The organism is Micromonospora sp. WMMD882 (assembly GCF_027497255.1).
GTDB lineage: Bacteria > Actinomycetota > Actinomycetes > Mycobacteriales > Micromonosporaceae > Micromonospora.
Map to the genome: position 1 here is coordinate 1,465,258 of NZ_CP114903.1, position 25,623 is coordinate 1,490,880.

At 74.1% G+C, this 25,623-nt stretch carries 25 protein-coding genes; 9 read left to right on the plus strand and 16 right to left on the minus strand.

Translation table 11 applies throughout. The features are described from left to right. Positions 1-187: 187 nt before the first annotated feature. The gene (locus tag O7606_RS05525; protein WP_281597963.1) at positions 188-1,387 is read right to left on the minus strand and encodes an RtcB family protein; all 1,200 of its coding nucleotides are present in this window, start codon (positions 1,385-1,387) and stop codon (positions 188-190) included. 395 nt (positions 1,388-1,782) lie between these two features. Between O7606_RS05525 and O7606_RS05530 the strand changes: the two genes are divergently transcribed. Continuing rightward, the gene (locus O7606_RS05530) at positions 1,783-2,358 is read left to right on the plus strand and encodes a peptide deformylase (protein WP_281597964.1); all 576 of its coding nucleotides are present in this window, start codon (positions 1,783-1,785) and stop codon (positions 2,356-2,358) included. Between the two features lie 67 nt (positions 2,359-2,425). Here O7606_RS05530 and O7606_RS05535 read toward each other — a convergent pair whose 3' ends face one another. The 3 genes from O7606_RS05535 to O7606_RS05545 all read right to left on the minus strand — a co-directional run bounded on the left by O7606_RS05535 (position 2,426) and on the right by O7606_RS05545 (position 6,308). Further along, the gene (locus O7606_RS05535; protein ID WP_281597966.1) at positions 2,426-3,184 is read right to left on the minus strand and encodes a hypothetical protein; all 759 of its coding nucleotides are present in this window, start codon (positions 3,182-3,184) and stop codon (positions 2,426-2,428) included. Positions 3,185-3,196: 12 nt separating this feature from the next. Continuing rightward, positions 3,197-4,978 carry a DUF4012 domain-containing protein gene (locus O7606_RS05540; RefSeq protein ID WP_281597968.1) on the minus strand — a complete coding sequence of 594 codons (1,782 nt, stop codon included), beginning with the start codon at positions 4,976-4,978 and terminating at the stop codon, positions 3,197-3,199. A 106-nt stretch (positions 4,979-5,084) separates the two neighbouring features. Beyond that, positions 5,085-6,308, minus strand: coding sequence for a glycosyltransferase family 4 protein (locus O7606_RS05545; RefSeq protein WP_281597970.1), 1,224 nt, complete (start codon positions 6,306-6,308; stop codon positions 5,085-5,087). 142 nt (positions 6,309-6,450) lie between these two features. On the opposite strand from O7606_RS05545, the gene O7606_RS05550 reads away from it, so the two are divergent. Then, positions 6,451-7,002, plus strand: coding sequence for a low molecular weight phosphatase family protein (locus O7606_RS05550; protein WP_281597971.1), 552 nt, complete (start codon positions 6,451-6,453; stop codon positions 7,000-7,002). Here O7606_RS05550 and O7606_RS05555 read toward each other — a convergent pair. Continuing rightward, on the minus strand, positions 6,983-8,431 hold the full coding sequence (locus O7606_RS05555; RefSeq protein ID WP_281597972.1) for a polysaccharide biosynthesis tyrosine autokinase: 1,449 nt from the start codon (positions 8,429-8,431) through the stop codon (positions 6,983-6,985). The two genes, O7606_RS05550 and O7606_RS05555, sit on opposite strands and share 20 nt — an antisense overlap. A gap of 202 nt (positions 8,432-8,633) precedes the next feature. Between O7606_RS05555 and O7606_RS05560 the strand changes: the two genes are divergently transcribed. Both O7606_RS05560 and nhaA read left to right on the plus strand, forming a co-directional pair. Beyond that, the gene (locus O7606_RS05560; RefSeq protein ID WP_281597973.1) at positions 8,634-10,490 is read left to right on the plus strand and encodes a polysaccharide biosynthesis protein; all 1,857 of its coding nucleotides are present in this window, start codon (positions 8,634-8,636) and stop codon (positions 10,488-10,490) included. A 122-nt stretch (positions 10,491-10,612) separates the two neighbouring features. Continuing rightward, entirely contained in the window at positions 10,613-11,941 is a 1,329-nt protein-coding gene (nhaA, locus tag O7606_RS05565) for a Na+/H+ antiporter NhaA (RefSeq protein ID WP_281597974.1), read from the plus strand. Positions 11,942-11,989: 48 nt separating this feature from the next. Here the strand turns inward: nhaA and O7606_RS05570 are convergent, their stop codons facing one another. From O7606_RS05570 to O7606_RS05610, 9 genes are all read right to left on the minus strand, one after another. Beyond that, positions 11,990-12,277 (minus strand): hypothetical protein, encoded by a 288-nt coding sequence (locus O7606_RS05570; RefSeq protein ID WP_281597975.1) that lies wholly within the window; start codon positions 12,275-12,277, stop codon positions 11,990-11,992. After that, positions 12,274-12,630, minus strand: coding sequence for a DUF1622 domain-containing protein (locus O7606_RS05575; RefSeq protein WP_281597976.1), 357 nt, complete (start codon positions 12,628-12,630; stop codon positions 12,274-12,276). The genes O7606_RS05570 and O7606_RS05575 overlap by 4 nt, the downstream gene beginning before the upstream one ends. A 50-nt stretch (positions 12,631-12,680) precedes the next feature. Continuing rightward, the gene (locus O7606_RS05580) at positions 12,681-13,268 is read right to left on the minus strand and encodes a TMEM165/GDT1 family protein (protein ID WP_281597977.1); all 588 of its coding nucleotides are present in this window, start codon (positions 13,266-13,268) and stop codon (positions 12,681-12,683) included. Between the two features lie 225 nt (positions 13,269-13,493). Beyond that, positions 13,494-14,459: an L-histidine N(alpha)-methyltransferase gene (gene egtD / locus O7606_RS05585; RefSeq protein WP_281597978.1), complete on the minus strand. Its 966-nt coding sequence runs from the start codon at positions 14,457-14,459 to the stop codon at positions 13,494-13,496. After that, positions 14,456-15,250 carry an ergothioneine biosynthesis protein EgtC gene (egtC, locus tag O7606_RS05590; RefSeq protein ID WP_281597979.1) on the minus strand — a complete coding sequence of 265 codons (795 nt, stop codon included), beginning with the start codon at positions 15,248-15,250 and terminating at the stop codon, positions 14,456-14,458. The genes egtD and egtC overlap by 4 nt, the downstream gene beginning before the upstream one ends. A gap of 43 nt (positions 15,251-15,293) precedes the next feature. Beyond that, positions 15,294-16,616 carry an ergothioneine biosynthesis protein EgtB gene (egtB, locus tag O7606_RS05595; protein WP_281597980.1) on the minus strand — a complete coding sequence of 441 codons (1,323 nt, stop codon included), beginning with the start codon at positions 16,614-16,616 and terminating at the stop codon, positions 15,294-15,296. After that, positions 16,613-17,848, minus strand: coding sequence for an ergothioneine biosynthesis glutamate--cysteine ligase EgtA (gene egtA / locus O7606_RS05600; RefSeq protein WP_281597982.1), 1,236 nt, complete (start codon positions 17,846-17,848; stop codon positions 16,613-16,615). Before egtA ends, egtB begins: the two co-directional genes overlap by 4 nt. A 110-nt stretch (positions 17,849-17,958) precedes the next feature. Continuing rightward, on the minus strand, positions 17,959-18,747 hold the full coding sequence (locus tag O7606_RS05605) for a hypothetical protein (RefSeq protein ID WP_281597983.1): 789 nt from the start codon (positions 18,745-18,747) through the stop codon (positions 17,959-17,961). Between the two features lie 16 nt (positions 18,748-18,763). Next, the gene (locus O7606_RS05610) at positions 18,764-19,363 is read right to left on the minus strand and encodes an RNA polymerase sigma factor (protein ID WP_281597984.1); all 600 of its coding nucleotides are present in this window, start codon (positions 19,361-19,363) and stop codon (positions 18,764-18,766) included. A 388-nt stretch (positions 19,364-19,751) separates the two neighbouring features. Between O7606_RS05610 and O7606_RS05615 the strand changes: the two genes are divergently transcribed. Beyond that, a complete protein-coding gene (locus tag O7606_RS05615; protein WP_281597986.1) occupies positions 19,752-21,149 on the plus strand; it encodes a serine/threonine-protein kinase in 1,398 nt (465 codons plus the stop codon). Positions 21,150-21,186: 37 nt separating this feature from the next. Here the strand turns inward: O7606_RS05615 and O7606_RS05620 are convergent, their stop codons facing one another. Then, positions 21,187-21,864 (minus strand): DUF305 domain-containing protein, encoded by a 678-nt coding sequence (locus O7606_RS05620; protein ID WP_281597987.1) that lies wholly within the window; start codon positions 21,862-21,864, stop codon positions 21,187-21,189. Between the two features lie 133 nt (positions 21,865-21,997). Between O7606_RS05620 and O7606_RS05625 the strand changes: the two genes are divergently transcribed. Further along, the gene (locus O7606_RS05625) at positions 21,998-23,431 is read left to right on the plus strand and encodes a hypothetical protein (protein WP_281597988.1); all 1,434 of its coding nucleotides are present in this window, start codon (positions 21,998-22,000) and stop codon (positions 23,429-23,431) included. Between the two features lie 146 nt (positions 23,432-23,577). Beyond that, positions 23,578-23,799, plus strand: a complete 222-nt coding sequence (locus O7606_RS05630; protein ID WP_281597990.1) for a DUF2188 domain-containing protein — start codon at positions 23,578-23,580, stop codon at positions 23,797-23,799. 127 nt (positions 23,800-23,926) lie between these two features. Here O7606_RS05630 and O7606_RS05635 read toward each other — a convergent pair whose 3' ends face one another. Next, on the minus strand, positions 23,927-24,121 hold the full coding sequence (locus O7606_RS05635) for a hypothetical protein (RefSeq protein ID WP_281597991.1): 195 nt from the start codon (positions 24,119-24,121) through the stop codon (positions 23,927-23,929). 201 nt (positions 24,122-24,322) lie between these two features. Between O7606_RS05635 and O7606_RS05640 the strand changes: the two genes are divergently transcribed. Further along, positions 24,323-24,664, plus strand: a complete 342-nt coding sequence (locus O7606_RS05640; RefSeq protein ID WP_281597993.1) for a metalloregulator ArsR/SmtB family transcription factor — start codon at positions 24,323-24,325, stop codon at positions 24,662-24,664. After that, the gene (locus tag O7606_RS05645) at positions 24,664-25,491 is read left to right on the plus strand and encodes a cation transporter (protein ID WP_281599505.1); all 828 of its coding nucleotides are present in this window, start codon (positions 24,664-24,666) and stop codon (positions 25,489-25,491) included. The genes O7606_RS05640 and O7606_RS05645 overlap by 1 nt, the downstream gene beginning before the upstream one ends. Positions 25,492-25,623 lie beyond the last annotated feature (132 nt).

The following is a 25,623-nucleotide window of genomic DNA, read 5'->3' on the forward strand; positions in this document are numbered from 1 at the left end:
CGGAGTCGGTGCGGGCGGCGACCAGCAGCGGCGCGGCGACCGTGCTCAGGCCGCTGCCCAGGGCCGAGGCGGTGCTCGCCGCCCACAGTCGACCGAAGCGGGCATCGAGCTGTCTCCCCGTCACCCGGGAGACGCTACCGACGCGCTCCGGCCCGGGCGACGGGGTTTTCCCGCCGCCCGGGCCCGGTCAGCCCTTGACGCAGACCACCTGCCGCAGGTGCGCGACCACCTCGACCAGGTCCTCCTGCCGCGCCATCACCTCGACGATGTCCTTGTACGCGCCGGGGATCTCGTCGACCACCCCGTGGTCCTTGCGGCACTCCACGCCGGCGGTCTGGGCGGCCAGGTCGTCGGTGGTGAAGGTGCGCCGGGCCTGGCCGCGCGACATCCGCCGGCCCGCCCCGTGCGAGGCGGAGCAGTACGCGTCCGGGTTGCCCCGCCCGCGTACCACGTACGAGCCGGTGCCCATCGAGCCGGGGATGACGCCGAGGTCGCCCGCGCCGGCCCGGATGGCGCCCTTGCGGGTCACCAGCACCTCCTCGCCGCCGTAGGTCTCCTCGGCCACGTAGTTGTGGTGGCAGGAGATCGGCTGGTCGTAGCGGACCTGCGGCAGGTGCGTGCGGACCACGTCGCACAGCAGCGCCAGCATGACCGCCCGGTTGCGCCGGGCGTACTCCTGCGCCCACCACAGGTCCCGCCGGTAGGCGTCCATCTCGGGGGTGCCGGTGAGGAACACCGCGAGGTCCCGGTCGGGCAGGTCGGCGTTGTGCGGCAGCCGCCGGGCCACCGCCATGTGCCGCTCGGCCAGCTCCTTGCCGATGTTGCGGGAGCCGGAGTGCAGCATCAGCCAGACCCGGCCGTCCTCGGCGCCGCCCTGCTCCACGCAGACCTCGATGAAGTGGTTGCCGCCGCCCAGGGTGCCAAGCTGGTGCCGGGCCCGGTCCTCGAGCTGGCGCACCCGCGGGTCCAGGTCGCCGAAACGCCGCCAGAACGCGTCCCAGCCGGCCTGCTCCAGGCCGCGGACCCGGCGCGGGTCGACCGGCCGGTCGTGCTTGGCGAAGCCGACCGGAACAGCCGCCTCGATGGCGCTGCGCAGCCGGCCCAGGTCGTCGGGGAGGTCGGCGGCGGTCAGCGAGGTCCGTACCGCGGACATCCCGCAGCCGATGTCCACCCCGACCGCCGCCGGGGACACGGCCTGCCGCATCGCGATCACCGAGCCGACGGTGGCGCCCTTGCCGAAGTGCACGTCGGGCATCACCGCGACGCCCTGCACCCAGGGCAGCGCGCCGATGTTGCGGAGCTGCCGCAGGGCCTGCTCCTCGATGGCGTACGGGTCGGTCCAGACCCGGACCGGGGCGCGGGTGCCGGGCAGCGGGGTGAAGCTCATGGTCGTCTCCTGGGGTTCGGCTGGCGGGGATGCCGGCCGGGCCCGAAGAAAGCCGCCCGACCCGGCAGGGGTGGGCGGCGTGGACGCCGTCAGGTGGGCGCGGTCAGCGCCACCACCCCGGTGAATGTTCCTGGCCGTGTCGGGGCGACGACGCCGACGGCACGACCGGCGCACACCACGACGGACGTGGCGTGCCGGTGCGGGCCGGGCGGGTCACGGGGCGCTCCCGAGGGGTCGGTGGGCGGGCTGTCGGGTCCACCGTAGGAGCCGGGTGGTCCGTCCGCAACGGATATCCACCCCGGGCGGGCGCGTCGCCGCGCGGAACGGACCGAAGTGGAAAGATCACGGTCTATGGAGCAGGGCTCCGGTTGTCGACGTGGGACGGGAGCGACGGGATGTCCACACCACGCCAACGCATGGTCGAGCTGGGCATCGCCCAGGAGGGTGATCCGGTGCTGGACCGCCCGGCGACGCCGTTCGCGCTGCCCGGCGAGGCCGACGAGGCCGGACGGCTGGTGGACCGCCTACGGGCCACCATGTCCCGGATCGCCACCGTGCACGTGTTCGCCAAGGGCATGGGCCTGGCCGCGCCCCAGGTCGGTGTCAGCCGGTCGGCCGCGCTCGTGCGCGCCCCGGACGGGGCGGAGCTGGTCCTGCTCAACCCCCGGGTGCTCGACGAGTCCCCGGAGACCGACGAGCAGTACGAGGGTTGTCTGAGCTTCTTCGACGTGCGTGGGCTGGTGCGCCGGCCGACCCGGATCGAGGTGGCCCACCAGCAGGCCGACGGCCGCACGGTGGTCACCGGGTTCCGGGACGGGTTGGCCCGGCTGGTCGCCCACGAGATCGACCACCTCGACGGTCGGCTGTACCGGGAGCGGATGCCGCCCGGGGTCGAGGTGATCCCGGTGGCGCGGTACCGGGGCACCGGGGCCCGCTGGTCGTACCGGGCCGGCGACGGCCGGGACGACTGACCGGGGCCGGGAACGGCGTGCCGCCCGCCGGACGGCTGTCCGGCGGGCGGCACGGGTGGATCGGGCGTCAGCTCGCGGCCCCCGAGCCGAACCGGCTGCGCCGACGCCAGAGGAAGGTCCCCAGCAGCATCACCGCGCCGGCGCCGACCAGGCCACCGCCGACCTTGATCGGCAGTTCCATGTCGTCACCGGTCACCGGCAGCTTCCCACCGTGGTGCGGGGGCTTACCGCCGTGGTGCGGGGGCTTGCCGCCGTGGTGGCGCGGCAGGACGGTCAGCACGGCCGTCGCGGTGCGGCCGGTCTCCAGCCCCCGGGCGGTGAAGGTCACCCGGCCGGCGCACCAGGCCCGGTAGGGGAACGAGAAGGAGCCCTGCGCGTCGGCGCGGACGGTGAAGGTCTGCTCGCCGCAGTCGCGCGAGCCGTCCCAGGTGCCGCCCCGGTGCTCGGGCGGGCCGTCACCGGGCTGGGAGGCGTCCTGCCGTTGCCGGACGACGGACGCCAGCGCCACGGTGCCGTCACCGTCGAGCCGGGCGCCGCGTTCCGAGTTGAGGGCGCCGGCGGCCAGCGGGCTGAACGTGATGGTGATCTCCACCAGCTCGTTCGGTCCGAAGCCGGTGCCGGTGACGGTGGTGGTCTCCCCTTCCACCACCGTGCTCGGGTTGACCGTCAGGGTCGGCCCGACCGGCGGGTAGGGCGGTGGCTGGGTCGGGCCGGGTGGACTGGTGGGCGGAGGTTGCGGCTGGGACAGGGCCGCCCCCGCCGCGGTCGGCGCGGCCACGACGGCCATGCCGACCGCGATGGCCGTGATGATGCGGGATAGCCGCATGATGGGTCCTTCCTACTGGTCACAGCGAGATGCCTGGTGGATGTGGGTGGTCCATGGGGTGGCGGTGGGAGTCAGCCAGAGCTCCGCCCCGCCGGTGCCCGTGGACGCCGTCAGCAGGTCGACCTCCAGGGCCCGGGTGGCGCCGGGTCCGACCGCCATGGTGACGATGGCGACCTGACGGCGGCGTTCGGTGCCGCTGCCCAACGCCGTGTCGACCCCGTCCAGTCGGGCGCGCACCACCGCGCCGCCGGCCGGGCTGAAGACGTTGACCAGGGTGTGGACGACGTACGGGTCACCGTCGCGTCCCATGCCGAGCACGGATGACGTGAGTCCCGCCCGGGGCGCCGTCGAGTGCAGCGACACCCTCAGTCGAAGCTCGCGCCGGCCGTCCGCCCGGCACCTGCCGACCGTCAACGACACGTCCGGCTTCAGGTAGTAGCCGAGTTTCGCGCCGCTGCTGTCGTTGAGGAACACGCCGACGGTCGGCTGTTCCTCCCGCTCCGGAAGCGTCCCGGTCAACCGGCTGTCGCCGAGCGCCTGTTGGTGCACCGGATCGGTACTCCAGAACAATATCCGTCGTTCACCTATAGAACGGTCGAATGCCGACAAAAGCGTTCGAGGATCGACCGGTCGGGTGAGAAACGCCTCGAAGACCTCCGCCGCCGCCCGGGCGAAGAACTCGTCCTGTTCGGCCAGGTCCAGCCGCAGGTAGCTGTCGGAGAGCAGGACCCGGACGATGGTGTCGCTGGTCAGCGCCCCGTAACCGGGAACCTCTACCGGACCGGTGCCGACCAGCAGGTAGGACAGGGCCACCGGGTCCATCGCCAGCACGCCGTCCACGGTCGTCCCGGTGTGCCGGCGGAACATCTCCCGGTACAGCGCGGCGGCGGTGGGGAAGTGCGGGGTCAGGTTGACGTCCGCGGGATAGATGCCGGGCAGGTCGGTGTAGAGGGCGCGCATCTCCCGGCTGATCCCCGGCAACGGCGGCTGGAAGTAGCCCATCTCCACGGCGGCGCCCTGTCCGGCCAGCCGTACCCGCCCCCGGTCCGCCTCGATCACCGCGTACGCGCCGAACATGCCGCCGGTGGCCCGCAGCTCGGCGAGGTTCTGCGAGACCAGCAGGTAGGACCGTTTTCCGCCCGCGCCGAGCAGCGACGGCAGGATGCCGGCGCCCCGGCTGACCGCGCCGGTGAGCCGGGCCAGCCGGTCGACCTCGGCGCGCAGCCCGGACAGCGCCGTGCGGACCTGGGCGGTCAGGCCGGCCGCCGGCACCGCGCCGAGCCGGCCGGCCGCCTGCCGCACCGCCGCGTCGGCCGCGGCGAGCTGCTCACCGGTCGACCGCAGCACAGCCAGGTCGAGGCGGCCGTCCCGGGGAAGCAGGCCGGTGAGGTCGACGGCGAGCAGCCGGGGGAACGCCTGGTGGGCCAGGTCGTCCAGGGCGACCGTGATCTGCCGGACGGCGGTCAGGTCGTCCCCGACGTACGGCGCCCTGCGGGCGAGGGACCAGCCAGGATCCGCGGCGGCGCGCCGGGCCGCGGTGGTCTGTTCCTGCAGGGCGGCCAGGGCGCGTCGGGCCCGGTCGGTGTCCCCGCCCACGAGCTGCGCGTTGAGATCACGGGCCAGACCGGCGACGCCGAGCAGGTGGCCGCGGGTCTGCCAGACGCGCAGGCCGACCCAGCCGCCCGCCACGAGCAGCAACGAGACAGCCACGAGACCGGCGAGAAGCGCCCGGCGCAGTCGCGGCCGGCGGTGCCGGCGGGTACGCCGTCGCCGGGGCGTCACGCGTGTCGTCACACCCGTTCTCCTGGGACAAAATGGTCAGAAAAGTACGCTTCCTTGGGATTTTCTACCCCATACTGATATGGCGTAGGGGTTTTAACGCCTTATTCAGTCTTATGTGTTATTCGCGAGGTGGCTTCACGTCGCCGACGGTCACGTCCCGCAGGATCCGCTCGATCCGGTCCACTCCGGCCGCCCGGGACATCTGCCGCTGGTACGCCTCGCGGCCCCGCCGCCCCATCTGCGCCCGCGCCTCGGCCGGGATCGTCGCGGCCAGCCAGAACCGGTCGGCCAACGCGGACCAGTCCTCCGGTGGGCAGGACAGTCCGGCCCGGGCCCGTTCGACGATCGTCACCGTGTCCCCGGCGGCGGAGGCCACCACGGGCGCCGCGCAGGAGAACGCGGCCTGGACCTTCGCCGGCACCACCCCGCGCAGCTCGGGCAGGTCTCGGGCGGCCACGAGCTGGTAGTCCGCCGCGGCGTAGAGGTCGGCCATCTCCACCGGCGACCGGCGCTCGAGGAACCGCACGTTCGGCACCCGCCGGTCGGCCACCAACGCACGCAGCCCCGGCTCGTCCACGCCCGAGCCGACCAGGACCAGATCCATCCGGTCGGCCACCGCGGCGGCGGCCCGCACGGCGGTGTCCAACCGCTGCCGTGGCCCGATCGCCCCCGCGTGCATCACCACGCAACGTCCGTCCCCGCCCACCAGTCGCCGGGCGGCCGGGCTCGGCCGGGCCGGATGGAAGATCCGCTCGTCGGTCCAGTTGAGCACCAGACGGACCCGGGCCGGGTCGGCGCCGGCGGCGACCACCAGGTCCCGCATGGACCAGGCGGTGACGACGACCGCGTCGGCGTCGGCGTAGAGCCGACGCGACGCCGCCGCCACCCGGGCCCCGACCGGATCGCCGGTCGACTCTTCCCGGGACCACAGGTCCTGCACGTGCAGGACGGTGGGCACCCGGCCCAGCACCCGCCGCAACGCGGCGGCGGCGAGGGTCACCGCCGGGACCTGACAGACGTGCAGCACGTCGATCCCGGCCAGGAAACCCCGAGCGGCCAGCGCGACCGCGCCGGCGAACGACACCGGGCCGGCCAGCCGGGCCGCCGGGGAGGCGTCACCGGTGGGATAACGGGGCACCCGCCGTACGGTCAACCGCTCGCTACGCGTCTCGTACCGCCAGTGCTGCCGCCAGCCCGGGTAGATCCGGCCGCCCGGGTGGTGCGGGAACCCGGTGAGCACCCGCACCTCGTGGCCCCGGGCGGCCAGCTCCTCGGCGAGGCTGCCGGGGACGAAGGCCGGCTCCGGCGGGAAGTGGTACGACAGGATGCCGATCCGCGCCACGCCGTCCCCTCACCCGCCGGCCGGCGCGGCGGGCTGCCGGACCGGCCGGCGGCCCGCATAGGATGCCGACACCCCCTCAACCGTCGGCCGGCCGACGCCCGGCTGGAGCGCCCCCCGGTCACGGCGCACGAGAGGGACTGTCATGCCAGAACAGGTGCTGTTCGTCTGCCACGCCAACCTGTGCCGGTCGCCGATGGCCGAGCACATCGCCCGCCGGCTGCTGGCCAGGTGGCCGGTCGCGGTGGCCAGCGCCGGCACCGCCGCCGTGCCCGGCCGGCCCATGCACCCGTACGCGGCCTTCGTCACCGCCACCCGGGGCGGCGATCCGACCGGGTTCCGCAGTCGGCGGCTGGACGCCGCGGACCTCGTCGAGGCGACCCTGGTGCTGACCGCCACCCGCCGGCAGCGGTCGTTCTGCGCCACGCTGGCGCCCGCCGTCCTGCGCCGGACGTTCACCCTGCGCCAGTTCGCCCGCCTCGCCGCGGCGGCCGACCCGCCGTCGGGCGGGGACGGGCGTCCGTTGCGGGCGGTGGTGGAGGCCGCCGCCCTGGCCCGCGCCCGGCTGCAACCGGCGCTCGACGGTGACGACCTGGCGGACCCGATCGGGGGCGGCCCGGCCGACTTCACCCGCTGCGCGGAGGAGATCGAACGGTCGGTGGCGCCCATCGGCGCGCTCATCGCGGCAGCCGGGTGAGTTCCTGGGTGGCGTTGTCGGCGGGGACGCGGTCCTCCCCGGCCCGGCGGGCGGCGGCCCGGTCGGCGGGCACCGACCGCGACGACACGACCACCCGGTACGCCTCGTACTGGTACGCCTCGCGCTTGTCCACCTTCGCCATGTTCAGCACACAGCCGAGGATCCGCACCGAGACCGACTGCAACGCCCGGGACGCGGCGGACACCTGGGTGCGGGAGATGCGCCCCTGCTGGGTGACCATCAACGCGCCGTCGGCCTGGACCGCCACCACGACCCCGTCGGTCACCGCGAGCAGCGGCGCGGTGTCGATGATCACGATGTCGGCCGACTCGCGCAGCGACGTCAGCAGTTCCGCCATCGCCTTGGAGCCGAGCAGCTCGCTGGGGTTGGGCGGGTTCGACCCGCTGGGCAGGACCAGCAGGGAACGGTCCCCCCACCGCTGCACCGCGTCACCGACCGGCACGTCGCCGAGCAGCACGTCGGTCAGCCCGACCGCGGACTCCAGGCCGAGGTACTCGGCCACCCGTGGACGCCGCAGGTCGGCGTCGACGAGCAGCACCCGCCACCCCGCCTCGGCGAGCGCGATGCCCAGGTTGCAGGAGAGGGTGGTCTTGCCCTCGCCCTGCAGGGCGCTGGTCACCGCGATGATCCGGGCCGGCTCGTGCACGTCGACGAAGCGCAGGTTGGTCCGGATCTTGCGGACCGCCTCGGCGCGGGCGGAGTTCGCCGCGTCACCGACGATGAGCGGATCGGTCCGGGCGGCGGCCTCGAACGGCACCACACCGAGCAGCGGGCTGTCGGTGATCCGACGGAGGGTGTCGACGTCGCGCAGCCGGTTGTCGGACATGCCCCGCCCGATGGCGAGCGCGACGCCGGCGATCAGGCCGGCCAGCAGGCCGAGCAGCAGGTTGCGGTCCGGGCGGGGGGAGACCGGGTCCGTGCCGACGCGGGGGCCGCTGACCACCTCCAGCTTGATCGAGAGCCGGCCGTCCGGCGGCGTCTCGACCTTCTGCACCAGGTCGACGAACTTCACCGACAGCGCCTCGGCGACCTTCAGCGCCCGGGTCCGGTCGGTGTCGGTGACGGTGGCCCGGAGCAGGACGGTGCCGGTCTGGACGCTGGTGTCCAGCCGGGCCCGCACCCCGTCGGCGCTGAGCCCCAGACCACGGTCCTCGGCGATGACGCGGGCCAGCCGCTCGCTGCGGAGCAGGTCCGCATAGGACTTGACCCGCTGCTGGAGCCAGAGGCTGCCCTGGTAGGCGTCGGTCACGCCCTGACTGGGCGTGGTGACGAAGAAGGTCACCGTGGCCTGGTAGCGAGGCTCGGCCCGCACGGTGAGGTAGCCGGCGGCCCCGAGGGCGGCGACGACGGTCACCAGCACGATCCACCATTGTCGGCGGACGAGCAGGACGTAGCTACGGAGATCCATCAGGCGTGACCTCGCTTCCGGATCACCATCGGATCGATGCGCTGCACGAAACTCCCCCAAACCGGACTAAAGACATGACAGGATGAAGACCGCTCACTCACCGCACAAAGCGTCTCGCCGAATGTAATGGATTAACCACTTCAAACAGTCGCATTCCCCTCAATGCGCTCCAATCACCTGAACAGGATCTTGAGGGCATACGATGGACCACGCTTCCGCGGCCGAGCCGAGCCGCGCCACGCCCCACCGGGACTGGGTGACCCGACGGGCCGCCACCCTGTCCCTGCTCACGGTCGACCTGCTGGCCTGGTGCGCGGGCTTCATGGCCGCCGCCTGGACCCGCTACGAGTTCGGCCTCACCACCCGCCAGACCAGCCTGGTACTCGGCAGCGCGCTGGTCTGCGCGATCCTGCACGCCGGCATCGGCCAGTGCTGGCTGACCGTCCGGGGACGACACCCGGTGGGCAGCGTCGGCGAGGCCGGAGCCGTGGCCGGCACCGTCACGCTCGCCACCGCCGCCATGCTGGCGGCGCTGCTGCCGATGGCCTACCGCCCCGTCCCGACGAGCACCCCGCTGCTCGGCGGCGCGCTCGCCCTGCTGGTCATGGTGTCGGTACGGGTCGCGTACCGCCAGCACCGGGACCGCCGCGACCGCCCCGTCCGGGCCGCCACCCGCACCCTGGTGTACGGGGTCGACGCCGCCAGCGAGCGGCTGGTACGGGCGCTGCTCGGGGACCCGCGCAGCAGGTACCTGCCGGTCGGGCTGCTCGACGACGACCCGGAGAAGTGCACCCTGCGGCTGCACGGACTGCGGGTGCTCGGCGGTCGGACGGCCATCCAGGAGGCGGTACGCCGGACCCGCGCGGCGACGGTGATCTTCTCGATGGCGGGCAGCGACCCGGAGCTGCTGCGCGACGTCCGCCGCCGGACCCTGGAGGCGGGCGCGGCGTTCAAGGTGCTGCCCCCGGTACGGGAGCTGCTGGAACGCCCGGTGGCGGTCACCGACGTACGTGACCTCCAGCTCACCGACCTGCTCGGCCGCGCCCACCGGGCCGCCGAGCTGACCGTCGAGCGCAGCGGGTTGGCCGGCCGACGGGTCCTGGTCACCGGCGCGGGCGGCTCCATCGGCGCCGAGCTGTGCCGGCAGATCGCCCGCTACGACCCCGGGGAGCTGATGATGCTCGACCGGGACGAGTCGGCCCTGCACGCGCTGCAACTGTCCCTGCACGGCCGGGCCCTGCTCGACGGGCCGGAGCTGATCCTCGCCGACATCCGGGACGCCGCCGGCATCGCCCGGATCGTCGCCGACCGCCGCCCGGACGTGGTGTTCCACGCCGCCGCCCTCAAACACCTGCCGCTGCTGCAACGGCACCCCGGCGAGGCGGTCAAGACCAACGTCCTGGGCACCCTCGCCGTGCTGGAGGCGTGCCGGGACGTCGCCCGGTTCGTCAACATCTCCACCGACAAGGCGGCCCGCCCGACCAGCGTCCTCGGCTACTCGAAACGGGTCACCGAGCGGCTCACCGCGCACTACGCGCAGGAGGCCGGCGACGCCTTCCTGAGCGTCCGGTTCGGCAACGTGCTCAGCAGCCGGGGCTCGGTGCTCAACGCGTTCCGCGCGCAGATCGAGGCCGGCCGTCCCGTCACCGTCACGCACCCCGACGTCACCCGGTACTTCATGACCGTGCAGGAGGCGGTGCACCTGGTCCTGCTGGCCGCCAGCATCGGTCGCGGCGGCGAGGCGCTCGTGCTGGACATGGGCCGACCGGTCCGGATCGCCGACGTGGCCCGCCGGCTCGCCGCCGAGGCGCCCCACCCGACCGAGATCGTCTTCACCGGGTTGCGCCCCGGCGAGAAGCTGCACGAGGACCTCTTCGGCGCCGACGAGACCGACAGCCGGCCCCTGCACCCGCTCATCTCGCACGTGCCGGTCCCCGCCCTGGACCCGGGGGACCTGCGCGACCTCGACCCGTACGCGGACCACGAAGAGGTGATCGAGCGGCTGGCGGCGCTGTGCACGGCGAGCGGACCGCTGCCGGTGCTTCCGCTGCCCCGGTGACTCTTCTCCCGTCTTACCGGCTCGCCGTCGCCGTCCCCGCTGGGTAGGGTCGGAGGCGGTGTGCCGGGAAGTCTGGTCGGCGATGGTTCCCTGCCGTCCTCAGACCGAGAAGAGTCACGTCCGTGAACGACCGCACCCCCGAGCGCCCTGACGGCGCCCGCCGGCTCTTCTCCCGCAGCGCCTCCTGGGGGGAGGCCCGGTTCCTCGGCGACGTCCTGCGCACCGAGACGGTCGGTGGCGGGCTGCTGCTGCTCGGCGCGGTGATCGCGCTGGTCTGGGCGAACTCCCCCTGGTCGGGCAGTTACACCGCGCTCGGCGAGTGGGTGCCCTGGCCCGGCGGGGAGCCGCTGCACCTCGACCTGAGCCTGTCCACCTGGGCCGCCGACGGCCTGCTCGCGATCTTCTTCTTCGTCGTCGGTCTGGAGCTCAAGCGGGAGTTCGTCGCCGGCGAGCTGCGCGACCCCCGCCGGGCCGCGCTGCCGGTGGTGGGCGCGGTCGGCGGCATGATCATGCCCGCGTTGATCTACGTCGGGGTCGTCCTGTTCGCCGGCGTCGACGGGCTGCGCGGCTGGGCCATCCCGGTCGCCACCGACATCGCCTTCGCCCTGGCCGTGCTCGCGGTCATCGGCTCCCACCTGCCCCAGGGCCTGCGCGCGTTCCTGCTCACCCTGGCCGTGGTGGACGACCTGCTGGCCATCGTCATCATCGCGATCTTCTACACCTCCAGCTTCAGCCTGCTGCCGCTGCTGGCCGCGGCGCTGCCCGTCGCCGCGTTCGCGCTGCTGGTGCAGCGCCGCAAAACCTGGTGGTGGGCGCTGATCCCGCTGGCGGTGACGGCCTGGACGCTGGTGCACTCCTCCGGGGTGCACGCCACCATCGCCGGCGTGCTGCTCGGCTTCACCGTCCCGGTGCTCGGCGGGCGGGGCTCCGGGCCGGGGCTCGCCGAGCACCTGGAGCACCGCTGGCGGCCGGTCTCGGCCGGCTTCGCGGTGCCGGTCTTCGCCTTCTTCGCCGCCGGCGTCTCGCTGCGCGGCACCGACCTGGGCGGGCTGTTCACCGATCCGATCGTGCTGGCCATCGTGCTCGGCCTGGTGCTGGGCAAGGTGACCGGCATCTTCGGCGCCACCTGGCTGGTGGCCCGGTTCACCCGGGCGGAGCCCGACAGCGAGCTGAGCTGGGCCGACCTGCTCGGCGTGGCCTGCCTGGCCGGCATCGGGTTCACCGTGTCACTGCTGATCGGTGAGCTCGCCTTCGGCACCGGCACCGACGCGGAGGACAAGGTCAAGACCGGCGTGCTCACCGGCTCGGTGCTCGCCGCGGTCGCGGCGTCGGTCCTGCTCACCCGCCGCAACCGGGTCTACCGCCGGATCAGCGAACGGGAACGACGCGACGAGGACCGCGACGGCATCCCCGACGTCTACCAGCAGCGCCCCGGGGACGCCCAGGGCTGACCGCCGCCGGCCCGCTGTCCGCGCTGGCCGGCCGCCCGCCGCAGCCGGCTATCCGCGGTGGGCGGTCGCCGTCGCGGCACGACCGGCGCCGCTCCCGGCGCCGGGGCCGGGCCGGGGTGGCCGCAGGGCGGCCCAGAGCAGTCGACGCAGGGCCACCACGGCCACCGCCCCCGCCAGGTCCACCCAACCCTGCGCGTCGGTCAGCCGCAGCAACCCGGCCGCGGTCAGCAGATCCAGCAGGACCCGCAGCGCGGTACGCCAGGAGCGGACGGTGACCAGCGCCACCGCCGCGCAGAGCAGAGCCGCCGCCACCACCACGGCGACCAGCCCGCTCACCGGCCGGCCTCGCTGACCTGACGCTGCTCCTGGGCGATCTCCCTGCGCAGGAAGTAGTTCAGCGCCGTCCGGATGGTGGCGATCGCGGCGAGCTGACCGATCTGGGTGAAGGTCGGGGAGACCGCCGTGCGGAGGATGTCCGCGGCGAGCTGGAACTCCAGACCGAGGGTGAGGAACCGGCCCAGCGAGAGCCGGATCGGGGTGAAGGCGGCGGCGTCGCGGCGCCGCAGCCCCTCGACCACGAACCGCAGCGCCGCCCAGAGCGCCCCGACGAAGATCACCGTCGCTCCGGCGATCTCCACCAGGGCCACCAGGAACTGGTCACCCTGACGCAGGAGCTCCTGAAGACCCACCGGCCACCGTTACCCACCCCCCGCCCGGGTAGTCACCGACCCGGCCCTGGTCAGGTGAGCTCGGTGACCGCCTCGAGGATCAGCCAGAGACCACAGATCGCGAAGAGGACCGCCGCGCCGTACTTGATGGTCTTCTCCGGCAGCTTGCGGCCCAGCATCCGACCCACCATGATCGCCAGGGCGTCGGCGGCCACCATGCCGATCGTCGAGCCGATCCAGGTGCCGAACCAGCCGTACTGGGTGGCCAGGGTGATCGTGGCCAACATGGTCTTGTCGCCCAGCTCGGCGAGGAAGAACGCCACCCCGACGGCCACCACCGCCGATTTGCTGTTCTGCTCGGCCTTGCGCTTCTCCTCCTCGGTGAGGGTGTCCCCGCGCAACGTCCAGGCGCCGAACCCGAGGAACGCCACCCCGGCGACCAGCGAGATCCAACCGGTCGGCAGGGCGGCGCCCAACCCGTGCCCGATGGCGACCGAGACGAGATGGACCACGGCGGTCGCGACGGTGATCCCGATCAGCACCGGCACGGTCCGGAACCGGGTGGCGAAGGTCAACGCCATGAGCTGGGACTTGTCGCCCAACTCGGCTACGAAGATCACGCCGAAGCTGACCGCCAACGCGACGAGGAAACCCTCCATGGACGTCCTTCCGGATCGAGCCGGGAGGAGGAACGGGGCGCCCTCGACCCGGCTGCCAACAGCCTGGGTCGAAGGTCTCGCCCGCCCCTGGCGGGGCCGCGTGGCCGGGCGCGGAACGCGCCAGTGTGTCGACCACGACGTTGCGGGCTACTCCCCTTCGCGCCGACCAGGGTAGCCGACCCGCCGGGCGGCGTGCCGCCGGGGCCTGCCCGACGCCGCGCCGGGTCACTCCGCCCGGGCCAGACTCACCCCGAACAGCCCGCCCGGGTCGGTCCAGCAGGCCTCGGTGGCGAAACCGGCCGCCGCCAGCTCGGCCGCCACGCCGGCCGGCCGGAACTTCGCCGACACCTCCGTCCGCAGCTCCTGCCCGGCGGCGAAGTCGACCGTCAGGTCGAGCACCCGGACCCGCATCGGCCGCGTCGCCCGCAGCCGCATCTCGATCCACTCCTGCTCCCGGTCCCAGTGGGCCACGTGCGCGAAGTCCTCGGGGACGAAGTCCGCGCCCAGCTCCCGGTTGAGCACCCGCAGCACGTTGCGGTTGAACTCGGCGGTCACTCCGGCGGCGTCGTCGTACGCCGGCACCACCACCGCCGGGTCCTTGACCAGGTCCGTGCCGAGCAGCAGCCAGTCCCCGGTCTCCAGGGCGGCCCGCATCGCGGCGAGGAAGGCGGCCCGTTCGGCCGGCAGCAGGTTGCCGACGGTGCCGCCGAGGAACGCCACCAGCCGCCGGCCACCGGCCGGCAGCCGGTCGAGGTGGCGGGTGAAGTCACCGACGATGCCGCGTACCCGCAGTCGCGGGTACGCGGCGGCGATGTCGGCCGTGGACTGCCGCAGCGCGCTGACCGACACGTCCAGCGGGACGAAGGTGCCCAGGGTGCCGTGCCGGCTCAACGCGTCCAGCAGCAGCCGGGTCTTCTCCGACGAGCCCGAGCCCAGCTCGATGAGGGTCTTGGCGTCGGTCAGCTCGGCCACCCGGGCGGCCCGCTCGACCAGCACCGCCCGCTCGGCACGGGTCGGGTAGTACTCGGGCAGCCGGGTGATCTGCTCGAACAACTCACTGCCCCGGGCGTCGTAGAGCCACTTCGGGGGCAGCCACATCGGCCGGGCGGTCAGGCCGGCCCGTACGTCCTCGCGCAACGCGCGGGCCACGTCCCCGGCCGCAAGATGGATCTCCAGCGGTTCGGCGCTCATCGGTCGTCGGTTCCTTCCGTCAGGTACGGGGGACGCGGCGGCCTGGGCCAGCCGGCCAGCGGGGTCACCTGCGCCCCGGCGGCGGTGGCCCGGACCAGCGAGCCGTCCGGCACCGCCCGCCAGGCCGGATCGTCGTCGTCGGGCTCGGAGGCGACCAGTACGGCGTCGTCGCCCGCGCGGACCGACAGGGCGTGCCCGGCGGCCGTCGCCACCACGACACGGCCGTCGGTGAGCAGCAGGTTCAGCCGGGAGCCGGGCGCCGCCGCGGCGACGGCGTGGACCGTGTCGGTCACCGCCTCGGCCGGCTCGGCCCCGGCCCGCAGCCGGTGCCGGACCAGCGCCCACAGCAGCGCCGAGTCGGTGGGCGCGTCCAGGGTGAGCAGGTCACGCGCCGGCAGCGCGGCGGCCAGCGGGGCCACCGAGTCGGGCCAGCCGCGCACCACGCCGTTGTGGCTGAACAGCCACCGGTCCTCGGCGAACGGGGCCGCCGCCTGGGCGTGCACCGGCATGCCGACCGTGGCGGAACGGACGGCGGCCAGCGCCGCCCCGGTGACGGTGGCGGCGGCCAGCCCCGGCAGCGCCGGATCGTTCCAGATCGGCGCCGCGCTCCGGTACCGCACCGGCGTCGGAGCGTCCGGGTACCAGCCGACGCCGAAGCCGTCGGCGTTGACCGTGCCGCCGCCGCGCATGTCCCGGGGGGCCCAGGACTGCCGCGCCAGCGAGTGCGGCGGGTCGAACAGCAACGCCCGCAGCGTCACCGCCGGCCCCAGGTACGCCAGGTGCCGGCACATCAGGGCGGGCCGCCGCGCCGGCCGGACACCACCGGCCGCCCGGTCACCGTTCCTCCGGGCGGGCGTCCCGGGCGCAGCGGAACCCGCTGAAGATCTGCCGCCGGATCGGATAGTCCCAGTTGCGGAAGGTGCCCCGGCAGGCCGCCCGGTCGGTGCCGAACGACCCGCCCCGCAGCACCCGGTGGTCGTCGCCGAAGAACACCTCGGAGTACTCCCGGTACGGGAAGGCGACGAACCCCGGGTACCCCCGGAACGGCGTCGACGTCCACTCCCAGACGTCACCGACGAGCTGGTGCGCGCCCAGCGGGGACGCCCCCGCCGGGTACGCCCCGACCGGGGCCGGCCGGAGATGACGCTGACCGAGGTTGGCGTGCCGGTCGGTCGGGTCCTCGTCGCCCCACGGGTAGCGGCGGGACCGGCCGGTCGCCGGATCCCAGCGGGCCGCCTTCTCCCACTCCGCCTCGGTGGGCAGCCGCCTGCCGGCCCAGGTGGCGTACGCCTGCGCCTCGTGGAAGCAGACGTGCGCCACCGGCTCGTCGTCGCGTACCGGCGACCACCGGCCGAACCGGCGGTACGCCCAGCCGTCACCGTCGCGTCGCCAGTGCAGCGGGGCGGTAAGCCCCTCGGCCTGCCGGTGCGCCCAGCCCTGCGGCGTCCACCAGCGCCTGTCGTCGTAGCCGCCGTCGGCGATGAACTCCCGGTACCGGCCGTTGGTCACCGGAGCCGCGTCGATCACGTACGCCGGCAGGTCCACGACGTGCGCGGGGCGCTCGTTGTCCAACGCCCACGGGTCCGTGGAGGTGCCCATGGTGAACGGCCCGGCCGGCACCAGCACCTCGTCGGCCACCGGCCCGGCCGGCTCGGGCGGCGGCGGGGCGTCGAGCACCGGCGGCCCGGCCCGCAACTGGTGGGTGGCGAGCATCGTCTCGTCGTGCTGCTGCTCGTGCTGGACGATCATGCCGAAGGCGAACCCGTCGGCGACCAGTCGCCGGTCGGTGAACCGGACCCCGTCCAGCAGGTCGTGCACCTTGTCCCGGACGGTCGCCACGTAGGCGCGGGCCTCCGCCGGCGGGAGCAGCGGCAGACTCGGCCGGTCCCGCCGGGGCTGCTTGAACGCGTCGTACAGGTCGTCGATGTCGTGGCGGACCGGTGGACGGCCGCCGACGTCCCGGACCAGCCAGAGCTCCTCCTGGTTGCCGACGTGGGCGAGATCCCAGACCAGGGGGGACATCAGCGGGGAGTGCTGTCGGGTCAGCTCGTCGTCGTCGATCCCCTCGGTCAGCGCGGCGGTGCGGGCCCGGGCGCGGGCCAGCTCGGCGGCGATCCGGCCGCGCAGGGTCTCCGGGTCCGATTCGGTGAAGGTCACCGGCCACCTCTCTCCGCGGCGGCGCGCCGCCGTCGTACGCCTGCCCGGATCTCCTCGTGCGCCCCGGTGGGCAGGTCGAGCCGGGGCAGGGCGGTCAGGGCCAGGTCGAGCAACGCCACGGCGGCCCGGGCCAGCGGCGGGTCCGCCAGCCCGTGCCGGGCGGCCTGCCGCCACCGGTCGGCGACGGGCAGGGCGTGTTCCGTCGCCGCCCGGGTGGTGGCCGGGTCGGCGAACAGCGCCGCCAGCACCGCCACCGGCGTCGACCAGTCCCGGCCCGGCTGGGCGTCCAGGTAGCGGATCTCCAGGTAGCCGCGCGGACGCACCGGCGGGAACAGGGTGCTCAGGTGGTAGTCGAGGTCGTCGGTGGTGGGTGGTCGGGGCAGCGCCCCGTCGATCCAGTCGACGAAGGTGATCCCCGACGGGACGGGCCAGTCGGGGCCGTCGGCGCGGACGCAGAGCAGCGGCGCGGACAGCGCGTACTCCGTCCAGGCCGTCACCGGGTCCCGCGCCGCCCGCGCCGGTGACCAGACCGGCCCGGTCCGGGGCGGGTCGATGGTGAGCCAGGCGGCCATCCGGGCCGACGCCCACCCGGTGGGCCGGCCGGCGTGCCGGTCGGCGGTGGCGAACGCGGCCAGCAGCGGCGGGCCGACCGCGTGCGCGGCGACCCACCTGGCCGGCGCGTCGTCCGGCGTCCCGGCGTCCAGGCACACCTGGAGCCCTGCGGTGCTGTACATCATGGCGCGTCCGGCGGGGCCGCGACGGTCGAAGGCCCGGCGCATCGCCCGGTATCGGGGGGTGTCGACGACCGGGCCGGGTGGGCGGTGGGGATCGATGCCGCTGCCGCCCAGCGCCAGGCCGGCGGCGGCGAGCCGACGGCTCAGGGCGCCGATGTCGGCGTCGGTGTCGGTGAGCAGCGCGGCGATCGAACGACGCGGCGCGGTGGAGAGTTCGACCTGCCCGCCGGGCTCCACGGTCACGGCGCCGCCGCACGGGAGCCGCTCGGCCGGGCTGGTGCTGTCCAGTGTGGTGGGGCTGTGCCGCCCCAGCGCCGCGCGCAGCCGTTCCCGGTCGACGGGACGGGCCGGATCCGCGGCGTCGTGCACGGTCCATTCCAGTTCGACGCCGGTGAACAGCGGCGGACCGGTCTTGAAGCAGATCCGGGCGATGTGGGCGGCGGCCACGCCGGCCTCCCGCAGGATTCCCGCCCGGTCGAGCTCCGGCGACATCACCACAGAGCCCCTCCTCCGCGTCGTCGGAACCGATGAGCCGGCGCACGCCGAGGCATCGGCAACCATCGTGTCCTGTCTAGCAGAGGCGTCGCGTTCGCGCGAGGTGACGGCAGCTACGCGCTCGGTGACGGGCTGCTGCCCGGTCCGCTCCGGTCCTTCGGCTCCTTCGGCGTCCGGCTGGGGCGGCTGGTGGCCGACGGACGGTCCGTGGGGCGACCGGTCGCGGTGGGCGCCTGCGCCGCGCAGTACGCGTCGACGTGCTCGGGTCCACCGGCGGCCTCGACCAGCGCGCGGAACATGGGCGTACGCAGGGACTTTCCCCGCTGGTCGGCCGGTCGGGCGCGGTAGGCGACGCAGAGCCCGGGCACGGACGTCGGGCCGGTGGACGGGCCGTGCGGCGGGCGACCGGCGTCGTTGTGGCCCGGGGCGCTTGGCGCGGGCGCCGTGGTCGGGGCGCCGTCGGACGCCGTCGTCGGCACGCCGGGGCTGGTGGGGCTGCCGGAGTCGCCGGGGTCGCCTGGGCTGGTGGCAGGCGGGTCGGTGACCGACCGGGTCGGCGTGGGCGCCGGGGCGGAGCGGTCCAGACCGACGGCGGCCACCGCCGCCCCGGCGGTCGCGATCACCACCACGCCGGCCGCCCAGGCCGCCACCGTGACCCGGGACCGGCGGCGGGCGGGCGTCGGCGTCGGTCGCTGGGCGCGGGCGTCCCGGAAGGCCGTCAGCGCGGCCTCCTCGCCGGCCAGCTCACCGGGGCGGGCCGGGGCGGCGGCGGCGGCCAGCAGCCGCCCGACCGGCTCCCGGGTCTCGACGCCGTCGGCGGTGGGGTCCTGCGCCCCGACAGCGACGTCGAGGAGCCGGTCGGCGGCCGACTCGGCGGTACGGCGGGATCGGCGGAAAGGCATCCAGGTTCCCCTCACGTCAACCGTCCGCGCCGGCACGGGTACGCGTCGGGGTGGCCGCGTCGTCGGCGGCGGAGCGGGTCGCCCCGCCCTGGTCGAGCAGCGCGGCGAGCCGGCGCAGACCCCGGTGGGCGGCGGTGCGGACCGCGCCGGGGCGTTTGCCCAGCACCCGGGCCGCGGTCTCCGCGTCCAGCCCGATCACGGCGCGCAGCAGGACGGCTTCGGCCTCCCGGGGCGGCAGCGTGGCGATCAGCGCGATCGCCGACTCGGTGCCCATGGTCTCGCTGGCGCGTTCGGCGGTGTCGCTGTCGCCGGGCAGCTCGCCGAGGGACTGGACGGGCACCGGCACGCTCGGCCGACGCCGCTGCCGACGCAGGTGGTCCAGGGCCCGGTTCCGGGCGATGGTGACGGTCCAGGCGCGGAACTCCCCGCCGGTGAAGCCGGACAGGTCCCGGGCGACCTGGAGCCAGGTCTCGGAGGCGACGTCCTCGGCGTCCGCCCCCACCAGCGCGGTGAGGTAACGCAACAGCCCGGGTTGCAGGGTCCGGTAGAGGAGACGGAATGCCTCCTCGTCGCCGTTCTGGGCGGCGGCCACCGCCGCGTTCAGCTCACCGGTCATCGGGGCGCTGATCCTGCCATACGTCGGGGGCGACCCGGTCCGCCGGGTCGGGACCGTCGGGGCACAAACCGACACGCCACAGCCAACCCCCGTCGACTCGGTCCAGTCCGCCGCCGGAGCGGGGTAACGCTAGGAGCGACATCGCGCGACGACAAGTCGGCAACCCGGAAGAAACAAGTGACGTACCTCAACACCCGGAACCGGCGGGTCGCCGTGACATGATCGACGCCTCGGACGCTGCCCGGCCGGATCGACCACCGCCATGACGTCGGCCCTGGTCGGCCGCGCGAGCGACCGGTCACCCAGGGTGCCCGTTCCGGCTGCGGCACGCCGACGGTACGGGGATCGCGCGCGGGTGGGCCGGGGCGGCGGTGGGTACGGTAGTGCCGTGTTGTCTTCGGAAGTCGTACTCAGCGGTCGGTACCGCTTGGACGAACGTGTCGCCACCGGCGGCATGGGTGATGTCTGGCGCGCGTCCGACGTGGTGCTGGGTCGACAGGTGGCAGTCAAGGTGCTGCTGCCCGCCCTGGTCTCCGACCCGGACTTCATCGCCCGGTTCCGCGCCGAGGCCAGGATGATGGCCGCGCTGCGCCACCCCGGCATCGTGCAGGTCTACGACTGCGGCCAGGACGAGTTGGACGGCGGGGCCAAGGCCGACTACCTGGTGATGGAGTTCGTCCAGGGTCAGCCGCTGTCCAAGCGGATCGAGGCCGACGGCCGGCTCGGCGTGGCCGAGACCATGTCGGTGGTGGCCCAGGCCGCCGAGGCCCTGCACGCCGCGCATCTCGGCGGCATCGTGCACCGGGACGTCAAACCCAGCAACCTGATGGTCCAGGAGTCCGGCGCGGTGGTGCTGGTGGACTTCGGCGTGGCCCGCTCGACGAATGTGACAAGCATCACCAGCACGAACGCGGTGCCGGGCACCGCCCTCTACATGGCACCCGAGCAGGCCGCCGGGCGGCCGGTCTCCGCCGCGACGGACATCTACGCGCTGGGCGCGGTCGCCTACTGCTGCCTGACCGGCGGTCCGCCGTTCACTGGGGACAACCCCCTGCAGGTGGCGGTGCGGCATCTGGACGACGAGCCGCCGCCGCTGCCCGACGAGATCCCCGAGCCGGTCCGGGCGCTGGTCTCCCGGGCGCTGGCGAAGGAGCCCGCCGACCGGTACGCCAGCGGCGCGGCGATGGCCGGGGCCGCCCGGGCCGCCGCCGGTGACGCCCTGGGCACCACCGCCGGCGGCACGCCGACCGTGGTGGTGTCGGGCGCCCTGCGCGCCTCCGGCCCGGACACCCGGACCGACCTGCCGGCGGTGCCGGCCGGCGCGGCGCCCGCCCCGACCGGACGCCCCCGTCGGGGGACGCTGATCGGCGCGGGCGCGGCGGTGCTGGTGGCGCTGACCGGCCTGGTCGCCGCGTTGGGCTTCACCAACGACAACGCCGCGCCGGCCACCAACCTGAAACCGACCCCGTCGGCGAGCGTGACGAGCGAGGTCCCCCAGCAGGTCGTCCCGTCGGACGAGAGCGACCCGGACCCGACCCGCCCGAACCGGCCCGGCACGTCGAGCAGTCGCCCCTCGGCCGATCCCACCGTCACGCCCAGCGCCGATCCCAGCGTCACCCCGAGCGCGCCGGCGCCGACGACCGGCCCGACGGGCGCGCCGACGACCACGCCGCCGGCCGCGCCGCCCACCACCGCGCCGACGACCACGCCGCCGGCCGCGCCGTCGGAGCCGCCTCCGCCGACCGACGCCACCGGCGGGGGCGGCTCCGAAGGCGACGAAGGCTGAGCCACCCCCCGGCGTCGGGCCCGTGGTGGCGGGCGGGTCAGCGGTCGACCAGGGCGCGCATCCGGTCGATCTCGACGTTCTGTTCGACGGCGACCGAGGTGGCGAAGTCCGACAGGGTCGGCTCCGCGCCGACCCTGAGCAGGTCCGTGGCCATGGTGACCGCGCCCCGGTGATGGTCGGACATCATCGTGACGAAGAGCCTGTCGAACTCGGCGCCCCGGGCCGCGGCGAGCCGCCGCACCGCCTCGGCGGACTGCATCCCGGGCATGGCGGCGTGGTCGTGGCCGGTCTCCTCCAGGGGCAGCCGGCGGGCGTCGAGCCAGCCGCGCAGCACGCCGACCTCCGGTGTCTGGTTGGCGCGGATCCGGTCGGCCAGCGCCCGTACGGTCGGATCCCCGGCCCGGTCCGGCGCGAGGGCGGCCATCTCCAGCGCCTGCGCGTGGTGCGCGATCATCATCCGGGCGAACCAGACGTCCATGCTGTTGTGCGCGGGTGACGGGTCGACGCCTACCGCGTCGCCGGGGACGGTCTCGGCCGGCTCGCCGGGGCGGCCGGGCACGATCACCGCGGGGGCGTCGGGCCGCGCCGCCGCGGTGGTGGTCGGGGCGGTCGACGGCGGGCGTGGGTCCGCTGTGGTCCGCAGCGCCACCGCCAGCGCCGTCACCAGCAGCAGCACCGCGGCCACCGCGACGAGCCGCCCGTGCCGGATGGACATCGGCGACCTCCCTTCCCCTGCGGTCGCCGGAATCGTATCCGTCGACGATAATTAGTGGCTTCCCATACATCGACTGATATCGTCGACGGCAGAGGCGCCCTGCGCCAGAATCCCGCCGCGAAGGATGCCGTCGATGAGCAGACTTTCCGCACCCAACCGCCGGTTCCGGCTGCTGGCCCTGGCCGCCGCCGGTCTGCTGGCCGCCACCCTGGCCCCCGTGACGCCCGGCATGGCCGCGGCCTCCTCCGCCGGGCCGGTGACCACCACCGTTCCCGGTGTCGACGAGATCGTCAGCAGCCCCAACCTCCGCCAGGTCGCGAACGTGCCCCGGCCCGCGCCGCTGGACGTCGGCTTCAACAGTGACCTGGCCTTCCAGGACCGGTACGTCTTCGTCGGCAACTACGACGGTTTCCTGATCTACGACATCGGCCGCCCGGAGCAGCCGACCCTGGTGTCGCAGGTGCTCTGCCCGGGCTCGCAGAACGACATCTCCGTCCACGGTGACCTGCTCTTCCTCTCGACCGACTCGCCCCGTAGCGACGACTCCTGCGCCAGCGAGCGGGTCAACCCGGACCAGACGGCGTGGGAGGGCATCAAGATCTTCGACATCAGCGACAAGCGGAGCCCGCGGTACGTCAAGTCCGTCCAGACGGCCTGCGGCTCGCACACCCACACCCTGGTCCCGGCCGCCCGGGGCCGCAACGTCGCCTACCTCTACGTCTCCTCGTACGGGCCGTCCGACACGTACGTCGGGTGCGCCCGGCCGCACGACTCGATCTCGATCGTGAAGGTGCCGCTGCGCGACCCCACCCGGGCCGCCGTGGTCGCCACGCCGAACCTCTTCCCCGACGGCGGGTACGAGGGCCGTCCGGGCGCGTCGGGCACCAGCGGCTGCCACGACATCACCGTGTTCCCGTCGAAGGACCTGGCCGCCGGCGCGTGCATGGGCGACGGGATCCTGCTGGACATCGCCGACCGGGAAGCCCCGACGGTGATCAACCGGGTGCGGGACACCACGAACTTCGCGTTCTGGCACTCGGCCACGTTCAACAACGCCGGCACCAAGGTCGTCTTCACCGACGAGCTGGGCGGGGGCGGCGCGGCGACCTGCAACGCCACGGTCGGGCCGGACCGGGGCGCGGACGCCATCTACGACATCGGCGGCGCCGGGGCGACCCGGACGTTGACCTTCCGCAGCTACTACAAGATCCCCCGGGCCAACGCGGACACCGAGAACTGCGTCGCGCACAACGGCTCGCTGATCCCGGTCAAGGGCCGCGACATCATGGTGCAGTCGTGGTACCAGGGCGGCATCTCGGTGTGGGACTTCACCGACTCGGCGAAGCCGAAGGAGATCGCGTTCTGGGAGCGGGGGCCGCTGTCGGACGCCACGCTGACCTTCGGGGGCACCTGGTCGGCGTACTGGTACAACGGCTACATCTACTCCAGCGACAGCATCAAGGGGCTGGACGTGCTGAAGCTGACCGACCCGCGTACCTGGTCGGCGAACCTGACCCGCTACCAGGAGCTGAACGTGCAGACCCAGCCGAGTTACCGGAGCTGGTGACCGTCCACTGAGCGCCCACGTCGGCCCGGTCCTCCCACGCGGAGGGCCGGGCCGACGTCCGTCGGGGTCCAGGATGGCCGGGCGACGCCGGTTTCCGCCGCGCCGGCCCGGGGTATCGCCCTGTCACGGAAGGGACGGTGATGACGATGGCGCGCAACGAGTACCACGTGGTGCCGAACGGGTCGGGCTGGAAGGTCGAGCAGGGCGGCAACCAGATCGGCTCGTACGACAACAAGCAGTCGGCGGTGGACGCCGGCCGTAAGGTGGCGCACGGGAACGAGCCGAGCCAGCTCGTCGTGCACACCGCCGACGGCAAGATCGAGACCGAGTACACCTATCAGGACGATCCGTACCCGCCGGCGGGCTGAGCCCCGCGCCCCGGGACCCCGACGCCCTGTCGGAGCCATCAGCGTCGATGGCCCCGGCAGGGCGTCGGTCGTGTGCGGGTCAGTCTCGACAGGATCCGGTCGAGCTGCGTGGCCAGCGCGGCCCCGGTCAGCTCCGGCCTGCCACCGGGAAGTCCCACGGTGGCCCGGCCGCCGCCACCGCAAGTCGGGCCGCCCGCTGGTACGGCTCGTCGCGCAGCAGGGCGAGCTGGGTCTCCGGCGGCTCCGGCCACCGGCCGGTGTGGTAGGAGGTCGCGATCACACCTGATCGGGACGGGTCGGCGAGCCGGGCTGCGCCTGGCATCGCGGGCACGGGTGCCGTTCGACCTCCGCGGTGTCACGCGAGTCGGATTCACGGTTCTCGGGCTCGACCATGCCGAGAGGTTCGCACACACATTTCTCAGGACTCCGGAGCAACACGCTTGCGTGCGAACGGAGAGTGGCGAACGGCGCTGTCGTCGATGACGCGGCAATTCGGTACAGCTTCCGCTGGATACATCAGAGAATGTACTCTGCGGTGGTGGAGACGATGACCTATGGGCAGGTGCTTGCCCGCTTCGGCCATGCCCTGTCCGATCCGACTCGGGCGCGGCTGCTGCTGGCCCTGCGCGACGGCCCTGGATATCCGGCCGAGCTGGCCGTGTTGCTGGGCACCACCCGGCAGAACCTGTCCAACCACCTGACCTGCCTGCGCGGCTGCGGCCTGGTCGTGGCCGTACCCGAAGGCCGGCGCACCCGCTACGAGCTGACCGACGCCCGGCTCGCCCACGCCCTGGGTGACCTGCTCGGCGTGGTCCTCGCGGTGGACCCGGTCTGCGGAGACCCGACCGAGGAAGGGTGCTGCTGATGAGCCTGCCCCCTATCCCCCGGACACCTGCCGGGCCGTCGGCACAGCGCCAGGCGGTGCTCACCCGCAGGGTGCGCCTGCTGATCGCGGCGACCATCACCTACAACGTGATCGAAGCGGTGGTGGCCATCACCGCCGGCACGATCGCGGACTCCACCGCGCTGATCGGCTTCGGACTGGACTCCATCATCGAGGTTGCCTCCGCCACCGCCGTGGCGTGGCAGTTCGCCGGCCGCGACCCGCAGGCCCGTGAGAAGACCGCGCTGCGCATCATCGCGATCTCGTTCTTCGCCCTCGCCGGCTACGTCAGCATCGAAGCGGTCCGCGCCCTGCTCGGCGGGGCCGACGCCCAGCACTCCACGATCGGCCTGGTCCTGGCCGGCCTGTCCGTGGTCGTCATGCCCGTGCTGTCGGGCGCGCAGCGCCGCGCCGGTCGCGAACTCGGCTCCCGCAGCGCGGTGGCCGACTCCAAGCAGACCCTGCTGTGTACCTACCTGTCCGCGGTGCTGCTCATCGGTCTGGCCGTGAACAGCCTGTTCGGCTGGTCCTGGGCCGACCCGATCGCCGCGCTGGTCATCGCCGTCGTCGCCGTCAAGGAAGGCCGCGAAGCCTGGCGCGGGGACACCTGCTGCGCCGTCCCTCCGGCCGCGCTGATCAACTCCACGCCGACCAAGGTCGATGAGCCGGCAACAGCCGGCAAACCCGTAACGGCCGGCGATGTGGCCCCGGACGCCTGCGGGTGCCAGCCCGGATGCTCCTGCTGCACCCCGCCCGGCATAAAGATCCGCAGCCTGTCCAGCACCAGCCCCTCGGCACCGTCCCGATGAGCGGCGACTGCTCCAGCCGGGACGGACGCGCCTGGACCCGGCGGCGGTGTGGACCTTCCCCGCCGACACCACCCCCCGGGATCGGTCTGGTCGCGCGCGGCGGGGCCGAGCCTGCGGTCACCGCGCGGTTCG